This is a genomic window from Paenibacillus sp. W2I17 (assembly GCF_030815985.1).
Taxonomy (GTDB): domain Bacteria; phylum Bacillota; class Bacilli; order Paenibacillales; family Paenibacillaceae; genus Paenibacillus.
In genome coordinates this window covers 5,978,204-5,998,856 of the sequence record NZ_JAUSXM010000001.1, presented here as the reverse complement: position 1 = coordinate 5,998,856, position 20,653 = coordinate 5,978,204, and the positions used below count along the sequence as shown (strand labels likewise).

The 20,653-nt window shown below is 40.6% G+C and carries 23 protein-coding genes and 2 pseudogenes; 2 read left to right on the top strand and 23 right to left on the bottom strand.

All coding sequences use genetic code 11. The features are described 5' to 3' along the window. Positions 1 to 11: 11 nt before the first annotated feature. The 3 genes from nagA to QF041_RS26830 are packed head-to-tail and all read right to left on the bottom strand — an operon-like array spanning position 12 to position 2,824. Positions 12 to 1,232, bottom strand: coding sequence for an N-acetylglucosamine-6-phosphate deacetylase (nagA, locus tag QF041_RS26840; protein ID WP_307416296.1), 1,221 nt, complete (start codon positions 1,230 to 1,232; stop codon positions 12 to 14). Next, positions 1,229 to 1,957 (bottom strand): glucosamine-6-phosphate deaminase, encoded by a 729-nt coding sequence (gene nagB, locus QF041_RS26835; protein ID WP_210109933.1) that lies wholly within the window; start codon positions 1,955 to 1,957, stop codon positions 1,229 to 1,231. Before nagB ends, nagA begins: the two co-directional genes overlap by 4 nt. 3 nt (positions 1,958 to 1,960) lie before the next feature. Next, positions 1,961 to 2,824, bottom strand: a complete 864-nt coding sequence (locus QF041_RS26830; RefSeq protein ID WP_076211241.1) for a MurR/RpiR family transcriptional regulator — start codon at positions 2,822 to 2,824, stop codon at positions 1,961 to 1,963. Positions 2,825 to 2,970: 146 nt separating this feature from the next. Between QF041_RS26830 and QF041_RS26825 the strand changes: the two genes are divergently transcribed. Next, positions 2,971 to 3,318, top strand: a complete 348-nt coding sequence (locus tag QF041_RS26825) for a hypothetical protein (protein WP_307416295.1) — start codon at positions 2,971 to 2,973, stop codon at positions 3,316 to 3,318. A gap of 124 nt (positions 3,319 to 3,442) precedes the next feature. On the opposite strand, the gene QF041_RS26820 is transcribed toward QF041_RS26825, so the two are convergent. Then, positions 3,443 to 3,997 (bottom strand): DUF4303 domain-containing protein, encoded by a 555-nt coding sequence (locus QF041_RS26820; protein ID WP_307416294.1) that lies wholly within the window; start codon positions 3,995 to 3,997, stop codon positions 3,443 to 3,445. A gap of 227 nt (positions 3,998 to 4,224) precedes the next feature. Between QF041_RS26820 and QF041_RS26815 the strand changes: the two genes are divergently transcribed. Next, complete coding sequence (locus tag QF041_RS26815; RefSeq protein ID WP_307416293.1) at positions 4,225 to 4,518, top strand: hypothetical protein; 294 nt, start codon at positions 4,225 to 4,227, stop codon at positions 4,516 to 4,518. A gap of 208 nt (positions 4,519 to 4,726) precedes the next feature. Here the strand turns inward: QF041_RS26815 and QF041_RS26810 are convergent. The 19 genes and pseudogenes from QF041_RS26810 to QF041_RS26720 all read right to left on the bottom strand — a co-directional run. After that, positions 4,727 to 4,816, bottom strand: a pseudogene (locus QF041_RS26810) (helix-turn-helix domain-containing protein); the annotation flags it as partial. A gap of 25 nt (positions 4,817 to 4,841) precedes the next feature. Next, positions 4,842 to 6,413, bottom strand: coding sequence for a recombinase family protein (locus tag QF041_RS26805; RefSeq protein WP_307416291.1), 1,572 nt, complete (start codon positions 6,411 to 6,413; stop codon positions 4,842 to 4,844). Then, complete coding sequence (locus QF041_RS26800) at positions 6,376 to 6,669, bottom strand: hypothetical protein (RefSeq protein ID WP_307416290.1); 294 nt, start codon at positions 6,667 to 6,669, stop codon at positions 6,376 to 6,378. Before QF041_RS26800 ends, QF041_RS26805 begins: the two co-directional genes overlap by 38 nt. A gap of 118 nt (positions 6,670 to 6,787) precedes the next feature. Further along, the gene (locus tag QF041_RS26795; RefSeq protein WP_307416289.1) at positions 6,788 to 7,600 is read right to left on the bottom strand and encodes a rolling circle replication-associated protein; all 813 of its coding nucleotides are present in this window, start codon (positions 7,598 to 7,600) and stop codon (positions 6,788 to 6,790) included. Positions 7,601 to 7,919: 319 nt separating this feature from the next. Continuing rightward, entirely contained in the window at positions 7,920 to 8,129 is a 210-nt protein-coding gene (locus tag QF041_RS26790; protein ID WP_307416288.1) for a hypothetical protein, read from the bottom strand. Positions 8,130 to 8,180: 51 nt separating this feature from the next. Next, the gene (locus QF041_RS26785) at positions 8,181 to 8,747 is read right to left on the bottom strand and encodes a site-specific integrase (protein WP_307416287.1); all 567 of its coding nucleotides are present in this window, start codon (positions 8,745 to 8,747) and stop codon (positions 8,181 to 8,183) included. 237 nt (positions 8,748 to 8,984) lie between these two features. After that, positions 8,985 to 9,221: a hypothetical protein gene (locus tag QF041_RS26780; RefSeq protein ID WP_307416286.1), complete on the bottom strand. Its 237-nt coding sequence runs from the start codon at positions 9,219 to 9,221 to the stop codon at positions 8,985 to 8,987. Between the two features lie 5 nt (positions 9,222 to 9,226). Then, on the bottom strand, positions 9,227 to 9,910 hold the full coding sequence (locus tag QF041_RS26775; RefSeq protein ID WP_307416283.1) for a hypothetical protein: 684 nt from the start codon (positions 9,908 to 9,910) through the stop codon (positions 9,227 to 9,229). 137 nt (positions 9,911 to 10,047) lie between these two features. Continuing rightward, entirely contained in the window at positions 10,048 to 10,263 is a 216-nt protein-coding gene (locus QF041_RS26770; protein ID WP_307416282.1) for a hypothetical protein, read from the bottom strand. Between the two features lie 14 nt (positions 10,264 to 10,277). Next, positions 10,278 to 10,835: a hypothetical protein gene (locus QF041_RS26765; RefSeq protein ID WP_307416281.1), complete on the bottom strand. Its 558-nt coding sequence runs from the start codon at positions 10,833 to 10,835 to the stop codon at positions 10,278 to 10,280. After that, positions 10,835 to 11,050: a hypothetical protein gene (locus QF041_RS26760; RefSeq protein ID WP_307416280.1), complete on the bottom strand. Its 216-nt coding sequence runs from the start codon at positions 11,048 to 11,050 to the stop codon at positions 10,835 to 10,837. Before QF041_RS26760 ends, QF041_RS26765 begins: the two co-directional genes overlap by 1 nt. Before the next feature lie 486 nt (positions 11,051 to 11,536). Then, the gene (locus tag QF041_RS26755) at positions 11,537 to 13,915 is read right to left on the bottom strand and encodes a TrlF family AAA-like ATPase (RefSeq protein ID WP_307416279.1); all 2,379 of its coding nucleotides are present in this window, start codon (positions 13,913 to 13,915) and stop codon (positions 11,537 to 11,539) included. Position 13,916: 1 nt separating this feature from the next. Beyond that, positions 13,917 to 14,192, bottom strand: coding sequence for a PHP domain-containing protein (locus tag QF041_RS26750; protein WP_307416278.1), 276 nt, complete (start codon positions 14,190 to 14,192; stop codon positions 13,917 to 13,919). Between the two features lie 368 nt (positions 14,193 to 14,560). Continuing rightward, positions 14,561 to 14,719, bottom strand: a pseudogene (locus QF041_RS26745) (LuxR C-terminal-related transcriptional regulator); the annotation flags it as partial. A gap of 244 nt (positions 14,720 to 14,963) precedes the next feature. After that, on the bottom strand, positions 14,964 to 15,965 hold the full coding sequence (locus QF041_RS26740; RefSeq protein WP_307416277.1) for a YhcN/YlaJ family sporulation lipoprotein: 1,002 nt from the start codon (positions 15,963 to 15,965) through the stop codon (positions 14,964 to 14,966). A 258-nt stretch (positions 15,966 to 16,223) separates the two neighbouring features. Then, a complete protein-coding gene (locus tag QF041_RS26735; RefSeq protein WP_307416276.1) occupies positions 16,224 to 17,240 on the bottom strand; it encodes a DUF4340 domain-containing protein in 1,017 nt (338 codons plus the stop codon). Continuing rightward, the gene (locus tag QF041_RS26730) at positions 17,237 to 18,631 is read right to left on the bottom strand and encodes a GldG family protein (protein ID WP_307416275.1); all 1,395 of its coding nucleotides are present in this window, start codon (positions 18,629 to 18,631) and stop codon (positions 17,237 to 17,239) included. Before QF041_RS26730 ends, QF041_RS26735 begins: the two co-directional genes overlap by 4 nt. Positions 18,632 to 18,635: 4 nt before the next feature. Further along, positions 18,636 to 19,352 (bottom strand): ABC transporter permease subunit, encoded by a 717-nt coding sequence (locus tag QF041_RS26725; protein ID WP_017692528.1) that lies wholly within the window; start codon positions 19,350 to 19,352, stop codon positions 18,636 to 18,638. Then, complete coding sequence (locus QF041_RS26720) at positions 19,349 to 20,482, bottom strand: ABC transporter ATP-binding protein (protein WP_307416272.1); 1,134 nt, start codon at positions 20,480 to 20,482, stop codon at positions 19,349 to 19,351. Before QF041_RS26720 ends, QF041_RS26725 begins: the two co-directional genes overlap by 4 nt. Between the last annotated feature and the right edge of the window lie 171 nt (positions 20,483 to 20,653).

Here is a 20,653-nt window from a genome sequence, read left to right as displayed (position 1 = left end):
ATTTTCTAAATCTAATATGACTCGCCGATCCGTCTGCCCTTCACCCACACACCCTCAATATCCAGCTCCGCGTTCAGCAAAACGATATCTGCCTGTTTTCCTTGAGTCAGGGAACCTGTCCGGTGATCAATGCCCAGCAGGCGTGCCGGGGTCAGACTTGCTGCACGTGATGCAGCGTTCAGGCTCAAGCCCACTTCCTGTACCAGGTAACGGAAACCGCGAATCATCGTCAGTGTGCTTCCCGCCAATGCGCCGCCGTCCTTCAGTCTGGCCTCGCCATGCTTTACGATTACGGGCAGGTCACCAATCTTGTATTCCCCGTCATCCAATCCCGCAGCAGACATGGCATCCGTGATCAACACGAGTTGATCGTTATGTTGCTTCAATTCAGCAAGAATTGATATCGCCGCAGGGTGTACGTGAATACCATCGGCAATTACCTCGGCGCTGATGCGTGGATCACTCAGCACGGCTCCGGCAGCTCCCGGTAGCCGGTGATGCAGCGGTGTCATGGCATTAAACGTATGAACCGCATGATGAAGTCCTGCTTCCACTGCCCGCTCCACCTCTTCATAAGTCGCATCCGTGTGGCCGAGTGCCGCTGTAATCCGTTGTTCTCGCAGCCATGAAATGACTTCCAGCGCACCTTCACGCTCCGGTGCCAACGTAACTTGACGGATCAGGCCGGGATATTGCTTTTCCCATGCTTCGAGCCAAGTTACATCAGGCAGAATGATGTGTTCCGGATTTTGCGCACCAGGCCATTTCGGACTGAAAAACGGACCCTCCAGATGTACACCCTCAAGCTGTGCATATGGCATTTCACTCGAACGGTAGCGGTCCACTTCAGCAAGTACGCTATCCAGTCGCTCTTTCGGAGCCGTCATGGAAGTCGCAAGCATCGCTGTTGTGCCCTGTGTACTATGAAAAGAAGTGATCTTGTCCAACACCTCCGGGCTTGCGTCCATAAAGTCTTCTCCGTTCCCACCATGTACATGGATATCTATGAATCCAGGCACAATGAGGCCGCGTTCCGGTACAGACAGCGGCGAAGCCTCTCGCCGAATCTGTTCAGGAAGACCTTCCGGTATCCCAGCATAGATGATTTTCCCATCCCTCCAAGCTAATACACCGTCTTCCAATATCTCATTTGAAAGGAGCAGCTTGCCCCGAAGAAGAAAAATATTTTCATCACGCTGGCTCCCAGGTTCATGGCTATTCGCTCCGGTCATCTCACTAGCCTCCCTGCTGCACGGTCCAGCAATACCACCACATTTGGATGACATTGCAAAAGCGATGCAGGACATGCCGTTGTGATTGGGCCCATAAAAGCTTCGCGGATAATCTCGGCTTTTTCCTCGCCACGGGCAATGAGCAGAATTTGTTTGGCTTTCAAAATGGTACCAACACCCATTGTAATCGCCTGAGCCGGAACTTCATCAATGCTGTCAAAGAAACGTGCGTTTGCCTTTCTCGTCTCGTCTTTCAGATCCACGACATGTGTTCGTCCTGTAAGTTCAGTTCCCGGTTCATTGAAGCCAATATGACCATTATGTCCTATGCCCAGCAGTTGAAGGTCTACCGGTCCACGATCGTCTAAGCGCTGTTCATAGGAATTACATTCCTGTTCCAGATCAGCAGCCTGACCATCAGGCACTTGTGTTCTAGCAATATCTATATCGATATGATTGAATAATTGTTCATTCATGAAACTGCGGTAACTTTCACGATGTTCTGTTGGAAGTCCAACATACTCATCGAGATTAAAAGAAGAAGCCTGTGAGAAGCTAACCAGCCCCTTCTGGTACAACGTGATCAGCTGTTTATATATGCCTACAGGAGAACTTCCTGTCGCAAGCCCCAATACAGCCCGTGGTTTGGTTTGCAACAAGCTGGCAATGAGGCCAGCACCCGTGGCGTTTAGATCTTCTTCATTTTCAAAAATGCGGATATTCATCTGTCAGGCACCTCCGTTGTGTTGGACTCGATAAGATTGCACATTATGATAGGATTGTTCCAGCCTAGGGATAAAACGGTCGAAGTCGGCACTTACCATGCCTGTGAACAAAATATCGACCACATGCAGCAGTGCAATGCGGGAAGCCATATCTCCACGCCTCATGCCTTCTTCCAGAGAAGAGGTGAATAGTGGAATATCCGATACCGTTGCGAGTTTGTTACTTCCGTAGGAAGTCAGTGAAATCGTAGAAGCTCCAGCCTGTTTGGCACAATGCAGGGCATCGATGGTCTCTGGTGTTTCGCCTGAATAGGATACGGCCATCGCCACATCTCCCTCTGCGAGCGAAGATGCGGATGTAATCTGCATGTGTGAGTCGGAGAAAGCCGTACAGCTTTTGCCGATCCGCACCAGTTTCTGATAGAAATCCTGTGTAACGATCGAAGAGGTAGCCACACCGTACAGATCAATGCGGCGAGCCTGGCACAATAATTGAACGGCTTGCTCCAATCTGCCCAAATCCAGCAAACGGGTGGTATCAGCAATCGACGCGAGGTGGTTGGCTTCGATAGCTTCAACAATTTTGGATAGGGAATTGCCCGCTACAATATCCTGATACGCCGTTTCATCAGATGCGTGGGACAATTCTGCGGCGAGTTTCATTTTGAAATCAGGAAAGCCTTTGAAATGAAACGACTTGCAAAAGCGGGTCACCGTTGCCGCACTTGTGCCACTCTGCTCTGCCAGATGACTAATCGTCCAGCCAGGAATGTCCGATGGAGATTGCATAATGACTTCGGCGATACGTCGCTCCTGAGACGGAAGGTTATTCAGTTCTTGCTGCAACGCACGTAAAATGGCTGCCATGAGGACCTCACTTTTTGAAAATTATTTTTATTTATTTTTAATAAATTAAGAAAATCATTTTTATAACTTTATTCTAATCAAGACGATCCTGCAAATCAAGAGGAATTTAACATGACTTTTGCAATATCAAAAGAAGGAGCAATTGAATGAATCGAAGACAACGGAGAAAGTTCATTCCTTCCACCTGGATTATTGCTACCAAACAAACAGAAGCACATGCCTATTATGCCCTCTATGCTATTGACTGGAAACGCGGAGGTCGGCTGAGTTGGGAAGGCTGGAATCGACTTGAAGACTTGCTGCAATTTCATATTCCGATCAAACGAAAAGCCGGAGGCCGGAAATCTTCTTCCCAGCCTGCCGCCAAAATAGCAAAAAGAGCGCTCCATCTTCATCTGAATGATGCACAGTTCGAGCAGCTGAAGCAGCTCTTTTATCAGCCATTTTCGAAGAAAATATGGAGGACGTTCCTTCAAATGAATAGGAATCTATAAGTGATATGAATTCGGTTGTTTCATTTTTTCACGCTAAAACAAAAAAGCCTCTTCCCTTCTTTGGATAAAAGAATAGGAAAGACTTTCGCGGTACAACGATTCAATTCTTTTGATTCAATTTAACTCAAGTCAACTCGTTCTGATTCATGCCATCATATCGTTTTAAGAACTTGCTGGCTAAGCTGGGGACAGTCATTTGATGAACCGATTGATTTTCAATCTCTTCCGCCAGATCGTCATCTGTTAGAGAAACAAAGAACGTAATGTCTGCTTTTGCTTGTCCATACCGGGCAAAAACGTCATCTGCTGTCTCATTTACAACTTTGGCAATGATTCGAATAATCTCATCCTTATACCCCTGGACCTCCTCTGTTGCATACAACAACCGGCTGATATGGTTAAAGTGCGTCTCCTCGCCATATTGATATTCGGAACAGCCCCATCTGTAATAGACCTCATCCTGCTCGCTGTCGCACAACCCCTGTTCCTTCATATTGGTAATATGTTTGCTTAATGACTCCTCTGTATTTACCGCCATGAACAGCGTTACCCAATCACTGTCTGTTCCAAATGCACAAGCGTATACTTTTTCATGTTGCACCTTAGCCAGCGTTTGTTCCAGATCGGATAGAAAACCCGCTCGAAATTGAATTTCAAATTCACTTAAAAAATGGTCCATTTAGCTCATCCTTTCATTTTCAATGCAGTTTAAGATTCAAATGTCTTTTCAAAACCATTGATTCGGGCCGAAACGGTTAACGAGATATTCATATCCCCGCCCTGTTGCTATATAGGTCTCTCGATAACTACAAGGTACCACATAATTACAATTAACGCGCTCACTTCCTGCATCCTTAAACGACTATGCTATAATAAAAATACGACTATCCAAGCGAGGTGACGCCGATGAAATGGGGAGAGATTACTGAATTACACCCAGATCGTTTTGTGCTTGTGGAAGCAATCAAGGCAAGCTCCAGCAACCGTATCCGTCAACTAGAGGATATAGCTGTTATTCAAAACTATGATAATCCTCAAGAAGCCTGGAGCGGTTATAAAGAACTGCACAAGCTCCATCCGACGCGCGAGTTATATGTATTTCATACGAGCAGAAGCGATGTTGAGGTTGTAGAAGAATTTTTCTCAGGAACCTCATGCAAAGTTGACTTTGAATTAATGGATGTTCAATTTTCAACATAAGCCATGTAATGATAACCTTTGAATGGTTGTCGTTGCGTGGCTTATTTTTGTACACCATGGTTGGGTGACTTAATCCTGTAACAACACACAATCTGATGTTAATTTTATAAACTATAAGTCAGCAGCAAAAAAGCCTTGCCCCATTCTTCATGACAAAGAATAGAGAAAGGCTTTCATGCTGCTACTTAATCCTAACTGTAATTCGCAACTAAATCTTCAGTTCTCCAAGCTTAATCAGCTCGACAACTGCCTGCGAACGACCCTTAACATTGAGTTTCTGCATCACATTCGAAATATATATAACTGTCATAAACAAGGTGGACTTATGCAAGCTTACCAAGCAAAGAGTAAACATCAATATTGCCTTCTGAATCAACGGTTATATTCTTGATCAACTTGCTAAGAACCGCTCGAACCTTTTCAACTTCTTCGTAATTACTGAATGTGATTAACTCGTTTAGTGCATCTTGTATGCGTAAGCGTTCTTGTTCATAATCTTTTTGTTGAATAGATTCACTTTGAATCTTTTCCAACTTTTCTTCAAGTTCGGCAATTTTCGTCTCGTACTTGTCCTTGTCATACTTGTATTGGACATCATCCAACTCTTCAAGCATGTACAACTTTCTTAACTTAAATAATAATTCCCTGTTTTGTTCAATTTGCTTTTGAATCTTCTTGATTTCATTTTCCGAATTCTTTTTCTTGTTCTCTTGTGACTTCAATTGATTGATAACTGAATCTGTGTATGAGTCAACGTTCAACTGTTCGCTGATCTTCTTACCTACCCATGCAATCAATTCATCTCTCATTTCTTGATAAGGAACCCATTTACCATTTTCACAACCAGTTACACCTGTCCTACGTCTTCTGGAACACATAAGATACTGATATTTTTTCCCTCTCATCTTGGAACTCATTGTAACCATAGCGGAACCACAATGCTTGCAAAAGATAATCTTTCGAAAAACATTAACAGGCTGTTTGTGGCTTCCTCGTGTACCGCCACTTCGCAAACGCCGAACTTCCTTTACTCGATTAAACAAATCTTCCTCTATGATAGCCTCATGAGTTTTGAAATCAGTTCTTAACCACTTTTCCTTGTCTTGTTGAACCATCTTCTTTCTACGATCTTGAAGATTTTTATGGTCATCGTAATGAATTATTTTTTTATATTTGCTGAACACGTTAAACCCCATATAAACTTCATTTTGTAAAATCCTTTGAATAGTAGTTATCCCCCAAGCTCCCTTTTGCCTTGGCGAAGGTATCGCAACCTCAGGAGAATTCAAATAATTCACAATAGCTTTCTCCCCCATTTTGCGATTTACATATAGATCAAAAATCATCTTTACAACCTCTGCCGCTTCTTGATCAATTACAAGTGTTTTGCGTCCATCTATATTGGCCTTTTCGTATCCATATGGCGCAAATGAACCAGTAAAATTCCCCTTTAATGCCGACTGTTGAATCCCTCTTCGCGAGGCCGTACTTGTCTGTTCGCTCATCTTTTGATTGACTGCTGACACAACATTAAACATTAAATCGTTATCGCCTTTTGCAGTGTCGTATAAATCTTCTATTGATACCAATCGTTTTCTCAAAGCACCATGAAACGTACGCTTTAAGAGCAACGCATCAAAAGAATCCCTTGAAAACCTCGACAACGATGCAAATATTACAGCGTCGAACTCTCCATTTTCTGCGTCTTCAATCATTCGTTGAACATCAGGTCTTCCTACAATCGAAGTACCGGAATCTTGATCTTTATAAACCTTTACGATTTCGAGCTCATTTTCTTGACAAAATGAACGACATAATGACTCTTGGTGCTCCGGAGAATCCTTTTGAGATTCTTTCTTACTTGATACCCTTACGTAGATTGCCGCTCTTTGCATCGTTCACATCTCCTACTGTAATATGTTTGTCATAAAATGGAATAGTAGGATTATATATACTATTATTAAGAACAGACAAGACCTTTTCCTGTGCAAGTTCGGATATAACACTTTGCAAATCACCTTCAACTTGGTGATAACGAATGTAAAACCCCTTTTTCTTATGCATAGGCTTCACCCCATATTCATTCATATGAGCACCTAAAATTGTCCCATTACTAATTAATCTTGGATCAGTTGTACACGACGAATTCATGTCAGTCACTTCATCCTTTCATGATGTTTGACTGACATATAAAAAATGAACGCAAATTTTTAAGTGCGTCCAAAAATAAAATAATCATTATATATTCATTAAAAAGATGGACGGAGGATTAACTTCCAACTATTCTCGATTTTTGTTTCATGATATACTTTTCCTTACTAATTTTATTCACCAAGCGTTCATCATCATATATGTTGAGCGTAAATGAAGGAGAATCGAGGGTCGCATCCTTGATTCTTTCTTTTAGTTGACCATAAGGAACTTTTTCCTTCTTCGGTTTTTTAATTCCCCTGCTTGCTCTGTACATATTCATTCCGGGAGGATAATGCATAAGTCTTTCTCCCTTTGAAAGGTATCCCGCTAATCCTGGAACGTCATAAATCTCCTTTATTGAAACATGACCCTTCACCCAAAGATAATTTATATCACTCGGTTTGATAGGGATTTCTTCTTTGTCATTGAACCTTATCAGCACATGCAAATGCCATGATCCGCTTTCATGTGGTTCAGCAATTGAAATGTAATCGATGTTTTTACCATATTTGTATTTGACCTTCTTCCAAAACTTTTCAAAATCTTCATATAGTTGCATAGGACATGTCATGTGTTCAGCATAAGTTAATACGATAGACCATTCATTTTTCCTTGCTTGAAAGTTAGTGTGAATCAAGTCATTGATCATATTTGTAGATTTCCTTGCACTAATCTTGCTTTTACCTTTTTCGGAACTTGTTTTATATTGATGAATTTCACCTGTTTCCGTATTAACGTATTCCGTTTTAGATATCTTCTTATTCTTACTGAATCCTGTATTTGCTTTATCAACTGCAGTCACTTCAACATAATCTCGCATTGTTTTAACTGTAACCATTTGTGATTCTGATATGCTTGTACCTTGCATTCTTTCAATTCTTTTATTCATTGAATATCGCTTCCTAACTTTCTCGTAATGTGTCATCTATTAATCAAGTTAAATAGAAGGAAGAAAATGATTAGGCATACTTGTATAAATTCATATAAAAAAAGAGCACGTTATTTTAAGCGTACTCGTCATACGCTTAGCTTTGAATTTAGCGGGTCGAAGGCTTTCAACAACCTTTCCTATTCAATCAACAAAAAAACGTCATAGCTACGAAGCTACAACGTTTCCCGATACGCTATGACCTTCTTACATGAGCTCTTTTATTACATTAATAAAAAATCCCCTGAAGGATTAACCTTCAAGGGATAGTTAGATTGCATTATGCAGTCATCTGCTTTGATTTCATTTTGTAAATCTCTTCGGCCTTCTTGTACAATTCAACCGCTTTTTTATTGGTTTCTAATTGATCTACGACTTCCTCCATTGCTTGCTTTGCGTATTCGATGGATTGTTGTCGATCCTTCTTGGCGGTCAACTTAGCTAATTGATACAGCGTTCTTGCGTAATCTCGGATTTCACGTTTCGTCATAAAAATCATCCTCCAAGGGTTTTAAAGTTTTTTTAAGGGTTCATGAAGTTTTTATAAGTTGAAGTTTAGGTATGCTTCATCTTGTTCATCTCGGCTTATTCCGATGTAACGTAATGTGATACTTGGCGCTGAATGATTGAAGATTTTTTGAAGCATTGCTACATCCTTTGTTTCTTTGTAATAGTGATACCCGAATGTTTTTCGTAAAGTGTGCGTTCCGATGTTTTTAATTCCAACCATTTCAGCCGTTTCATTTAATATTGTCCATGCTGTTGTTCTTTGCAATGGAGCACCTTTCTTGCGACTGATGAACAGCGGTTCATCCATTTGGTAATTCAATCGGGTGTCTAAATATTCACGAATCGCTTTACCCGTCGATTCATTGATAGGAAAATCTTTGGGCTTTCCTGTTTTCTTCTCTTTGATTATGATTCGTTCTTTCAACTTGCGATTAACATCTATCACATCATCAATCCTTAGATTCAAAATATCGCTTATTCTCAACCCAGAATTAATGCCCAATACGAACAAGCAATAATCCCTCATGTTTGATCCTTTTAACACCTTCTTCATTGCTTCAATCTTCTTCTTATCTCGGATAGGTTCAACAAATTCCATCGTCTTATCGTCCTCCTTTGAATCGAACTTAATTTATAAATTCATTATATTATGTTCGATTCATTTTGTGTAGAGGTCATTTTAATTTATCGCTAATTCAAAAAACGTTGATGTATCAAGGCTTTACGTCATTTATACGAATCGAACAAAATAGCCATTGTGTTCGATTCAACAATTCTCATAATAAAAAAGAAGGCATGCAGTCGCTAATATGTCAATTAGGACGGCATGCCGTGATTATACATTCGATATTATAAAATTAATTACTTTCTTTGACCGATCCAATTCGAATTTCTTTTCAAGAAGCCATAACATTGAATTGTGAAGTGTATTCATTTCTTCTTCATGCTCCATGATTTGTGGAAGGTTATGTAATCCTTCCTTATCCAATTCACTTATCTTCTTCATGGTTCGACGTTGAGCACACCTAATCTTTATTACTGCAGAATCAATCAAGGTTTCTGTATATTCCATATTATTCATTCTCCTTCATTTTCCCATCTTATTGCAGCCGCTGCCCTATTTAACGCTTCAATGAATTTATCCGCTCCGCTTGTATCTTCCGGTGTTCCATTTTGTTCTTCTAATTGGGCAATTGTATTATCTTGTTTAATTATTTGTCCTTGAACTTTCGACATTTCGGATTCAAGTGCAAGTATTTGTCCTGTGAAATCAGAGCGCACTTCCTTGATTGTGTTTGTGCGCTTATACTTCGAAGAACTTGTACCGCGTTCTGTTTCGATCGTAACAAGCTTCAGACCGTCTTCCCCATACTTCTCTTGTAATAAGTCATATCGCCTTTGCATGCGCAACAAACGAACGAACAAGATTTTCCTGTTTGAATACGCTGATTCCAAAGGTGAAAGATTTTCTTCGTTATCGATATATTCAAGTTCATCACCTTTAAATGCACCTTGCACTAATCGTTGATGTGCATGGGTTTTTACTTGATTTTCGTTTCCTATCATAGCCGCTGAAATAGCCTCCGGATTGGTCTTCCCTCCATGATGTTGACACTTACCATTGGACATCGCTTTTGCTTTACACGGATTTCCCGTTCGTCTGCTTACTGCAGAACATACACGAGCATTCTTCAACCCTGGAATATCTTTTCGCTTGTCCGGTTCTCCAGTCGTCCATGCAACTTTATTTTGGTCGATCACTTTCTTTCCTCCTTACCACAAAAAAGCTACACGGTCTGAGTTTAGGATTTTCCCTTGCTCATCTCGTGTAGCTTGGCTTTTGATTTCTATTGTTCAACTCTTATATGTGCTATATAAGTGCTTGTCCGCTTTTTTAACTATTCAATTCCCTTGAATAAACTTGTAAATACGTTACCTTCTTCTTTCTTGATTTCAACCTTTTCGTCATTCTTCTTTGAATTAATAATATTAAGCACTCCTTCTGCAATGTTATCAGCAATTGCTTCCATATCAATTGACTTTGATTTATCTTCAATCGGTGCTTCTTGCTTAAATAAGCTTGCAAATACACCTGAATTTTCTTTATTCTTCATTTTATATTCCTCCCTTACCATACTTCTCTATGTTTTATCGGAAGCACAGGAATTGTTAAAGTTTTGAAAGAAGCTTTTTGGTTATACATACTCCATAAATCAGGCAATTGTAGTACCGAGCCATTTACATGATTCAACTGAATATTCATTGCCTTCTTTTGCTTATGCATATCATACACTCGATCTTCTAATTTCCCGATAAGATCAAGGTATTCTTGCTTTTTCTGCAACACTTCTTCCAAGATAGAATCACAAATAGCTTTTTCTTGATCTTCGTAATTCTTAGCTTGTCTCATGATTTCATCCATTGGCAAAGAGAATTCAAAAACGGAATTTTCCGAGATTAATTCATATTCATTTTTTCTCCGATTAACGATAACTTCTTGTTTATTGATTTCTTCATAAACAACATCCAATTCTTCCACTGGAGCATGCGTTAAAGTTAACTGTTTAACTCTTTCCTTCAAGTCCTTCAACTTCTCTTCTTCATTCAACCACATCATTTTTCGATTGGTTAATTCAGCTTGATATGCTAATTTATCGGCTTTCAGCTTTTCTATTAACTCTTGCATTATTGATCATCCTTTTTATTTTTAGATTTGACTTTCTTTTCCCAATAACGTTTTTGATATTCTTTTGTTTTTTCCGGATTAGCCGCGCGCCATTTTCGTTTACATTCTCTGGATTTTTCACGATATCGTATGCGATACTCTTTTAATTTTTCTTGATTTGCTTTGCGCCATTTTCGTTGGTAATCGTTCATTGTTTTGCGTGCTTCTTCTGTCATATGAACTTTGTCTCCTTTCAAAATAAAGAAGCTTCGTTCCTTAGTGAGGTAAATGTTTGACGACAACAACCACACAATGAAGGAAGAAAGCTTTCATTTTGCTTCCTCATATATAAAGACCGTAAAACAGAATAATAATTGACCCTGAAAACAGAAGTTTTTTCAATTCAATTTATGGGGTTCAAATTTCGCTTCTAAGATGTTTTTTAGAGATCGCTTATCACTTAATGATTAGACTGATAAAAATTGAAGCTATACGTCTTAGATTTCGACTGATGATGTATTGAATGTTCATTAATGCTGAAATTCTTTACTTTTTACGCTTTATGTATTTCTTCAACTTCTTCACCTGACAAATAATCAATTCGGACATCAACGAATTTGATTTGGCTAATAACACCTTAAGCTTTAAAGTTTTATAGTGAACAGAACTTGGTAAGACAGTATTTAAAAAGCCATCCCTGTAGTAACAAGGATGGCTTATTTTTAGAACTGATACTTTTTCTCTCTATTTTCAAATGCCAATTTTCCGCCTTCCAATCGAAGTAATTTATCCCTATTTTCGATATCTTCAATAGAGGTCGAAGTAATTTGAGTTTTATTAAGTTCACTTACATCTAATATATTAATTAATTCTGCATCACCATTTATTGCAAAATTTGCATTGTGGGTAGAAAAAATAATTTGTCTGTTTTGTTTATTTTCTTTGATTAAATCCACCAGATATTCTGCAATAACAGTACCATCTAAATGCGCTTCAGGTTCATCAATTATAATTGGATTGTTCCCAAGTTTTAATAAAAGCACAATCGCAGCAGTACATCTTTGTCCGAAAGACGTATTCTCTAATTTCTTACCATCATATTGAACTTTTAGAGTTTTATAAGAATCTACATCCATAAGATTTTTCTTGATAATTAGCTTGAAAATTGCGAATCTAATTGGTACTGAGAAATATTCGTTTAACGCATTAAATGTTTTTGACTTTATTCCTACCGCTTGAAGAGCCGTTAGATATATATCAAAATCATTAATTTCATTAGGCTCAACACAAAATAAGTACTTTTCAATATCGCTCATCTTTATATTGTTAAAATAATCAAACTTTTCGAAACTAACTTTCATTGCATTAAGTATTTCTTTCTTTGCCTTCTCAAAATCAAAAGAAAAAGATACTTCAATAGGTTTAACATGCTCACTCAGATTCATAAGTGATAAATTTAAATTCTGAATCATACCATTAATTTCATCTATCAACTGATCTTTAAGGGTATCATTTTGGATAAAAGTATCTATTCTTTCCTGCAAGATGTCAATATTTTCTCCATCTTCTCGGATAAGGGCATCATATTTATTAACTTCTTGAGTGGCCGATGCAACGTCCGCTAAATTCTCACCGGTCAATCCCTTTGAAGTAAGATATTCATTTATACTTTGTCTTTCTGTTAACAACTGATCCTCTAATGCATTTAAACGATCATTAATTATAGTAAAGTTATCGTCTTTTGAGTACTCATCGACTACTTTGCTTATAGATTTGATCATTTCATCTTTCTTCTTTTCGTAGATATTGTTTATCATATTAGATGAATCAACAACGTAAGATGAGTTTATGTTCTCAATTTCTTTCACATAATTAACAAACGATTCCTTTGATTTTTTTATCTGTTTTATCTCTTTATCTGTGTCTTTTATCTTCATATTTAAAAGGGTATAAGTTTCATCCTTTAGGGAGTTGACGATGTTCTCAAAAGTCTTCTTTTGCTTCTCGTTAGACTTTTTTTGTACCTGTAATTTAAATTGCTTAACAAGACAATCTTTCTTTTCATCAATACTTTCTATGTATTTTCCCAATTGATTATTTAATTCAATATATCTTGCAGATTCAGACACCTTCAATAACCTTGGAAATAAAGATGTTGTGAATTTCTCATAATTTATAGCGAAGTCTTCAATTTCATTTTGACTAAGAAATTCAATAAACTTTTCGTCGTCGTTATCATCTATCTGTATATAATCCCCAATTTCCTTCTCTTTAGGTAAATTTTCAAGTTTAAATTTTTTAAAGAATAGATTTTCTCCTGGTTTTAACTTTTCATGTATTAAATTTAATATAGTACTCTTTCCACTACCTCTCCCACCAATAAAACAAGTCAAGTTTGGACTGAATGGTATCTCCAGGTCACCTCTCACACAAAAATCTTCTCCTACAATTTTTGTGGTTTCTGGGAAATTCATTTTCACTATATTTATCTTGTGAACGGGGTCTACTGGTGAATATTCACCAAGATGTACACGGTGCTTGGGTTCATAAATCACTTGTCTAAGTCCTTCAATTGTGGGCTCGGCTTTTATCCATGAATATTTTTTGCCTTCATATTGAGAATGTGAATCCGAAGAGATTATGCAAGGTTTATTAAAGGTATCCAGATAAAATTGTTTTGTTCTCAGATTCGATTCACTATTGTTGGGAATTTCACATATATCAACACATTCAATCATTAACTTACCCTTTAATGCATCGAAAGAACTGATAATATCTTCGTGAGTAGGGGTTGGAGTTTTTGCATGACTTAAACCTCGATCAAACCCTCCATCTTTTGAACCATTATGAACGATTGTTATTCCACCTAAAGAACGAGCCAATTTGCAAGTTTCTTCAAAATCAACTTGAATTTCTAAAAGCCCTCTCGCATAATCACCCTCGCCATATTGTGTGATCACAGAGTCAGTACAGTTAATCTTGCTTAGGAAATTATCTTCAAGATACTTTGTGGTTACCTCTTCTTTATACTTACCCCTGTCAACAATAGTAGGGAATAGGACAACCATGTGAATTGGTTTTTGACCCTTATCTGTTTTCAATTCAACCCCGGGTATAAAACTTATAAAAATCTTTATACTTTAATTCAACTCCATCATTTGTTGTAAAACTGGACTGATACACTTCCCAAATTTCATCCAATGACTTAACATTTGAATGGTCAGTAACAGAGATGACTGATATCCCTTTTGAAATTGCTTCATCAAAGATCTTTTTTATACTTAGCTTTGCACTCGACTCTTTAGAATACGTCGAATGGATATGTAAATCCCATTTTCTCCACTGCGAGCCTTTTTTCTGATCGTATAATTTAATCATTTGGCCACCTCCAATAATATTATCGTGGTTTTATTCGACCAAATTAGTAAATAACCTTCAATATTTTTCAAATATCTTCAAAATTTTTATTTAGTCCTTCGTGATAGCATTGAAAGCAAACCAAAACTTTAATTTTACTGCTTTTAAGAAGAACACTATAAATGTACCTATCCCAATTTCCACATAAATAACACTTCTTTTGATTTTCACTTTCCTTTTTGTTTGTAAATCCGCTATTGTAATTCTTCTTCATGTATGAGCACCTCCCTTTCTACAATGTATTTTGAAGTAAGTAGGATCATGTTTGTTTTATTACCTGAAATAAAAAAAAGACGACTGCTTTTCAGTCGTCTTAACTTTATGACACTTTTACACATCACATTCGAAATATGGTTACGCACCGTTTTCTCGCTGATGAATAACTGCCCTGCGATGTCACGCGTTGTTTTGTCTTGAACCAGTAATTCGAATACTTCGCGTTCACGGTGGGTCAACAAAAATTTGCTTTTATGATCGATACCCTTCAATGTTCACCCCTCCTTGCTCGGGTTGTGTTGGTGTAACAAGGTTAAGGGGATACAGTCAACTCATCTTATGTAAGGTCAAGGGCGTTGGTTCAGTTTTATAAGAAAAATGGGCAGTAAACATGTGATTCATTGTCCAAAGAGAACGTATTCAATTGTCTATGTATTGGATCATGTAAAACAAACATGCCCCTGCAGCGGATGTTACCATCGGCGCAAAGGCACACTTGTTCATCTGTCTTCAGAACTACCGGTTCATTCGATTCATCATGCCATCGTTATTATTACGGTTCATCAGACCATCGTTAAGGATGCCATCACGGTTATTTGTATCTGTTCCGTTCGTTGGGAAAATGCGCTCTACCATCGATTGGAACGTATCAATCATGCCACTAACGGGCTTACCGTTACGAATATCTGTGGCATAGTTCTCCACATGCTCCACAAACTCCGGATTGGCTGATACATATACATTCTCGATGTTTGGTGCAAACTGCTTGATTTTGGCTGAAATCTTACCCTTTATCTCAGCTGATGTGTTATCGTCCGTGCTATCTACACGTTGTCCTTCACTTTTCATACCATAATAATGCCCATCGTCCGTCCCACGTGCTTTGCCGCTGTTTGTCAGACCACGCATCATGCCAATTGTGCCTGTGCCCATGGTTCCATAGATGCTCCGGTCATTCCCCATATGGCTGCGATCCGTTGCTGAATTTGTGTTCAGTCCTGGAGCAATTCCGCTAGTGCTGTACGGAGACATTGTGCCTGTACCGCCATTCACACGCATACCACCCATATCGTGATTCATGTTGCCCCCACGCATGGTATCACTGGCATTATTACGCATCGTTCCATTCAGCATGCTCGTACGACCATTGGACTTGCTTTCCAACTTGCCTGCATGACCATCTGCCAAACGAACAGCCACATAAGCATTACGATCCGTTAACATGACACGGGCGGATTTAACTTCCTTCATCTCCGTGATGCGTTTTGCCAGCTCTTCACTGGATTTCAGGTCAGTCACATTGTGCATGCGATAACTTTTCGCACGGATGCCATCCATGCCATTTGTTTCCACACCATAACGGTTAATCCCGTTGGCTTGCTGACGAACACTTTGCGTATGCATATTGTTGGTATCCCGATTCGTGCCACAACCTGTCAAACCGGCCATTACAAAGATTGCAGTAGATAATGATAACGTAATAGCTGTTGCCTTTTTTGACTGCTGGCATGTACTCATCCTCCAATGTTTGTTGGTTTTGGTCACAAAGATAGGATGCGCTTCTGTACGTACCGATATGCTGAAAGGATATGGTACCTTACCCTGTAGATTTGGGTCTTCTTGTTTTGTTCTTTGTTTATTGGTCTTTGGGTTTTGATCAGTGGACCGAGTTTCTTCGCTATATAAAATAAAAAAAACAGTGCTGCTTGTTCGCAGCACTGCCTCGAAATAATATTTGCATCTCAACACAATAACATCACTTATCTTGCGCCCTGCTCATTTCCCGTCTGTTGATGAGGAAGTCGTTTCGTCATTTGCAGAACTCGATGACTCTTCCGAAGAAGTTGTGGATGCTTTAATTGTATCCGGGAATTTCTCTGCTTCCGTTAGACTCGTCGCATCCATGCCATATGCCCATTGACCATCCGGCGTAATGACCCAGATCTGATCCGGTTCGGATGGCACCGTAATTCCTCGATACACATCTCGAACTTGTTGCCCATTGACCGTCTGTTCAACAGACAGGGTGAATCGTGGAACGGAATTCTTTAGCTCGGATGCTTTACGCACATCATCTGCTGTCGACAGGTTTTTGATTTTGCCGATAAGAGATACGGCATCTGTGGCTTCAATCGTTTTTCCATTCAGTGTCCAGGTATGCTCTGCCGCATCGTTCTTCGATGTCGATGTTAACATCCAAGTAGCTGCTTCACCTTCCCACTCCAGAGACCCAACATTTGTCTCATCCATGTTAAAAGGTGTAGTGTCCAACAAATCACGACGAGACAAGGCTATGCTGGTAATCGCCTCTGTCTGCACGGCAACCACAGGGCCCGAATCAACACGAACATAACGTGCATCATCTGCTGGAAGCTGGCCGCCAATAGCCAGTTTGATCTCCCGATTATCTTTGAGTTTGATATCCATACGTGTAGCATCTGTTCCTAATCCGTACTTATCCAGATCCGTTGGCGCTTCTTCCACCACCAGTTCCTGGTTCGTACCACTCAGAGCATCCAGCCAGCTGCTTACACTGTAACCGTTCAGAGGATAGGCTTTCGGCTCAACCATGTGCCATACGCCATTTTCAAGCGACAAAGTCGAAGATGCTGCTGCACCGGATGTCTCCTCCGTTGTGTCATGTATTGTGATGGATTGGATATCCCCGGATTGAATACCGAGCAACTTGGCTTGTACCGCTTCTTCTTCCCGAAAATAATTTTGACTGGCCGCGTACACCCAGCCCACAATTAGTACGATGACCACCAGAATCGTTGGAACCCATTTTCTCATACTCGTCTGCGCCTCCACCATAAGAGTACACCAATGATAACAAAGATGAGTGGGAATGCTACAATAGCCACGAAGAAAATCGTTCTGGCCTGTTCGCCATTCAGGTATGCCATCTCATACCCGGCTTGTACCCGTGGGCGAATCGTCAATCCATTTTCTTTCTCACTCAGATAGTTTACCGTATTCAAAATAAAGTCCCGATTGCCACCATTTGCAATTTCCGAATCCTGCATGAAAATGGACGAGCCAAGAATAACCGCCTTCGGTTTACCATCCGTCGTATCGGCTGCATACCCTAATTCAACGGGTCCCTGAATGTCCTCTTCGGCATCATTGGTTGTTTCATTCTGCAATAAGCCGCCGATATTTGTCTCCCCATAACTGTCATTCGAAGAATGAATTAACGGTGAAAGGGTATATTTATCCTGTTCTTTGCTGGTCAACGCAATCGACAGCGACAACATCGGATACAATTGGCTCGCAGCGAGTTTGTCCGTAATTGCATGTGTACCATACTCCGGCACCACCCAGAGTGGCCCCATCGTACTGGCTTGCTGATTATCCACCATGACCGCATGCTCATCAACGACGCCATAGTCAGCCATGAGGGCATCGATGTTTTTCCAACTGGATTTCATATCTTCTACAAATCCGAGGGATAATAACAGCTTGCCTCCATTACTCAGATAAGTGCGAATAGCCTTCATTTCCGTATCACTGAGATCACGTTGTGGTCCAATAATGGCCAGCACATCTGCATCTTCCGGGACCTTGCCAGCTTGATTCAGCTGCAATTCTTCCGTTTGCACATTGTTCTGTTCCAAGGAGGATTGTAGCGTGGTCATCTGATCAAGACTCAACTCTTCATGTCCGGTCAAAAAGACCATTTTGTGCATCTCCGTGGATGACATATTCATGAGCGCCTGCGTAAGTTTTTCCTCACCTGTGAATTGATATGATCCGTCACTTCCGTCACCTGTCGCGGTGAACAAACTGGCGATATCAATCACTTTGTGTTGATCTCCCTGCTCCAGCACAATGGAGCTGCCTGTTATGCCGTATTTGGATGCAAGCGCAGGTTCCTGCGTCAGATTATATTGTTTTAGTTTCAACTTGCTGTTACGTTTCGTGTATTCCTCGACCATATCCGTGACCTCACGGTTCAGGACGGTGTTGTTGGCATTTTCGACAGTTAACACCAGAATGTTGACGTCATCCTTCACATTTTTGATCGCAGTAAGGGACTGGTCAGATAACGTGTATTGTTTGTTCGAGGTCAGATCCAGCTGGAAGCCGCCAAGTGAATTCAGGAACAGTGTTAGCAAAATAAAGATGCCAATCACCGCTACGGACAGCACGGTACTGTTGGTATGACTTAACCATTTTTTCATCTTCTCACCTCCACCGCTTCCGTTCCACAATTTGAATACTTAACAGCAGAAACACACCCGAAAGGGTGACATAATACAAGATATCCGGCCCACTAAGCACACCTTTCATGAAGCTGTCGAACCGGTTAGTCAGGGCAAACGGGTCAAGCCACTGTTGCAAAGCAGAACCTGTATTGCCTGCAAATGAATCAAGCATCCACAAAACGAGCAAAATAATAAAACCCGCCACCGCAGACACCATCTGATGCTGGGATAATGTAGAAGCGAACAATCCAATCGCCATCATGCTTCCGCCCAGGAAAAATAACCCCAGCGCAGACATCCATACCGTCGTCATATCCAATGTCCCATAGAACGACATGATGAAAGGGTACACCAGACTGCACAGGATGAGCACAACCAGAATGGCCAGAGAAGCAAGATATTTGCCAAAAATAATCTCGGTTACTCGTGCCGGAGAAGTCAGCAACAATTCATCCGTTCCCTGTCTAAATTCCTCTGCAACCAGTCGCATCGTTAACAATGGCACAACAAACAGTAGCATGGACAACGTATCGCCCAACACGAGACGATAATCGACAATGCTCGGCTGGTAATATACAAAGCTTGAATAGAACAGCAGACTGGTCATCAGTACATATACGGCAAAAGCAAAATAGGACGTTGGTGACAGAAAATAAGCTTGTAGCTCTTTATTGCATACCGCCATCATTCGTCTCATTTGGACTCCTCCCCTTTGCGAGCTTGGGGCGAAGCATCGGCTGCTGAACCAACTGATGTTCCCGATATACTCGACGAGTCGATGTCCGAAGTTACGTCCTGATCCATCTCTGCCCCAGTAACCTTATCCACATCTGCCGAATTTGCGTCTGTGTCTGTTGCCTCGGTTGTGGTCAGCTTCAGGAAGATTTGCTCCAGACTCAGGTTCTCCTTCTTCATCTCCAGAATCGGTAATCCTGCACCTGACAAAAGGTAGAACAGCTCCTCCCGGAAATCTTCCGAGTTTTCTCCAGTAAGAAGCATTTTAACCGTATTCGCTAAATCTGAATTAAGTGAAGTATCTTTGCTGGTATTCACATCCGATGTCTGAATAACTTCACTCCGCACCTTCTCCCATGGTGTCAGCACATTATGTAATTGCTCCGCAGTCGCCTTCACTTCAATCGACACTTTGAACTGATCCCCCATTGCTGATCCGAAATGCTGAGGTGAACCATCCAGCACGAGCTGTCCCTGATTGATGATCAACATTCGATTACAGAGCGTGCTCACTTCAGGCAAAATATGCGTACTGAGCAGCACCGTATGGTTCTCACCAAGTTCCCGAATCAGATCCCTAATCTCGATAATCTGGTTTGGATCAAGGCCCGATGTTGGCTCATCCAGGACCAGCAGATCCGGCTTGTGAATAATGGCTCCTGCCAGCCCAAGGCGTTGTTTGTATCCTTTGGATAACCCACGTACCATTTGTCTTTCCCGACCCTGAAGTCCCAGTCTGCTAACCATCTCACTGACCCGCAGCTTAACCTCACGTGCCGGGACATCTCGCAAATTGGCTACGAATTTAAGATAGGACTGCACCGTCATATCGGGATACAGTGGCGGCGTTTCAGGCAGATACCCAATCTTGGAACGAACACGCTGACCCTGCTCATGCACCGATACCCCATCCACCATAATGGAACCTGCGGTTGGATGCACATAACCCGTAATCATACGCATCGTTGTTGTTTTTCCGGCACCATTGGGTCCGAGAAAGCCAACAATCTCACCACGTTCCATGGTGAAATCCAGTTGATGTACGCCGCGCTGCCCTTCGTAAACTTTGCTGACCTGTTTCACTTCGAGCACATCATTCATCCTTTCCCGTTAAAATACCCGTGCACCATCGTTCGTTATATAAATTCAACTGAAAATATTTACACTTGGACTCCGATGGCAGAATAACCTTCCGATCACTGTTATCCCCAGATTTTTTTGATTCCTTCTTATATGGAAAAATCCGGTGATAAAGGTGACTGC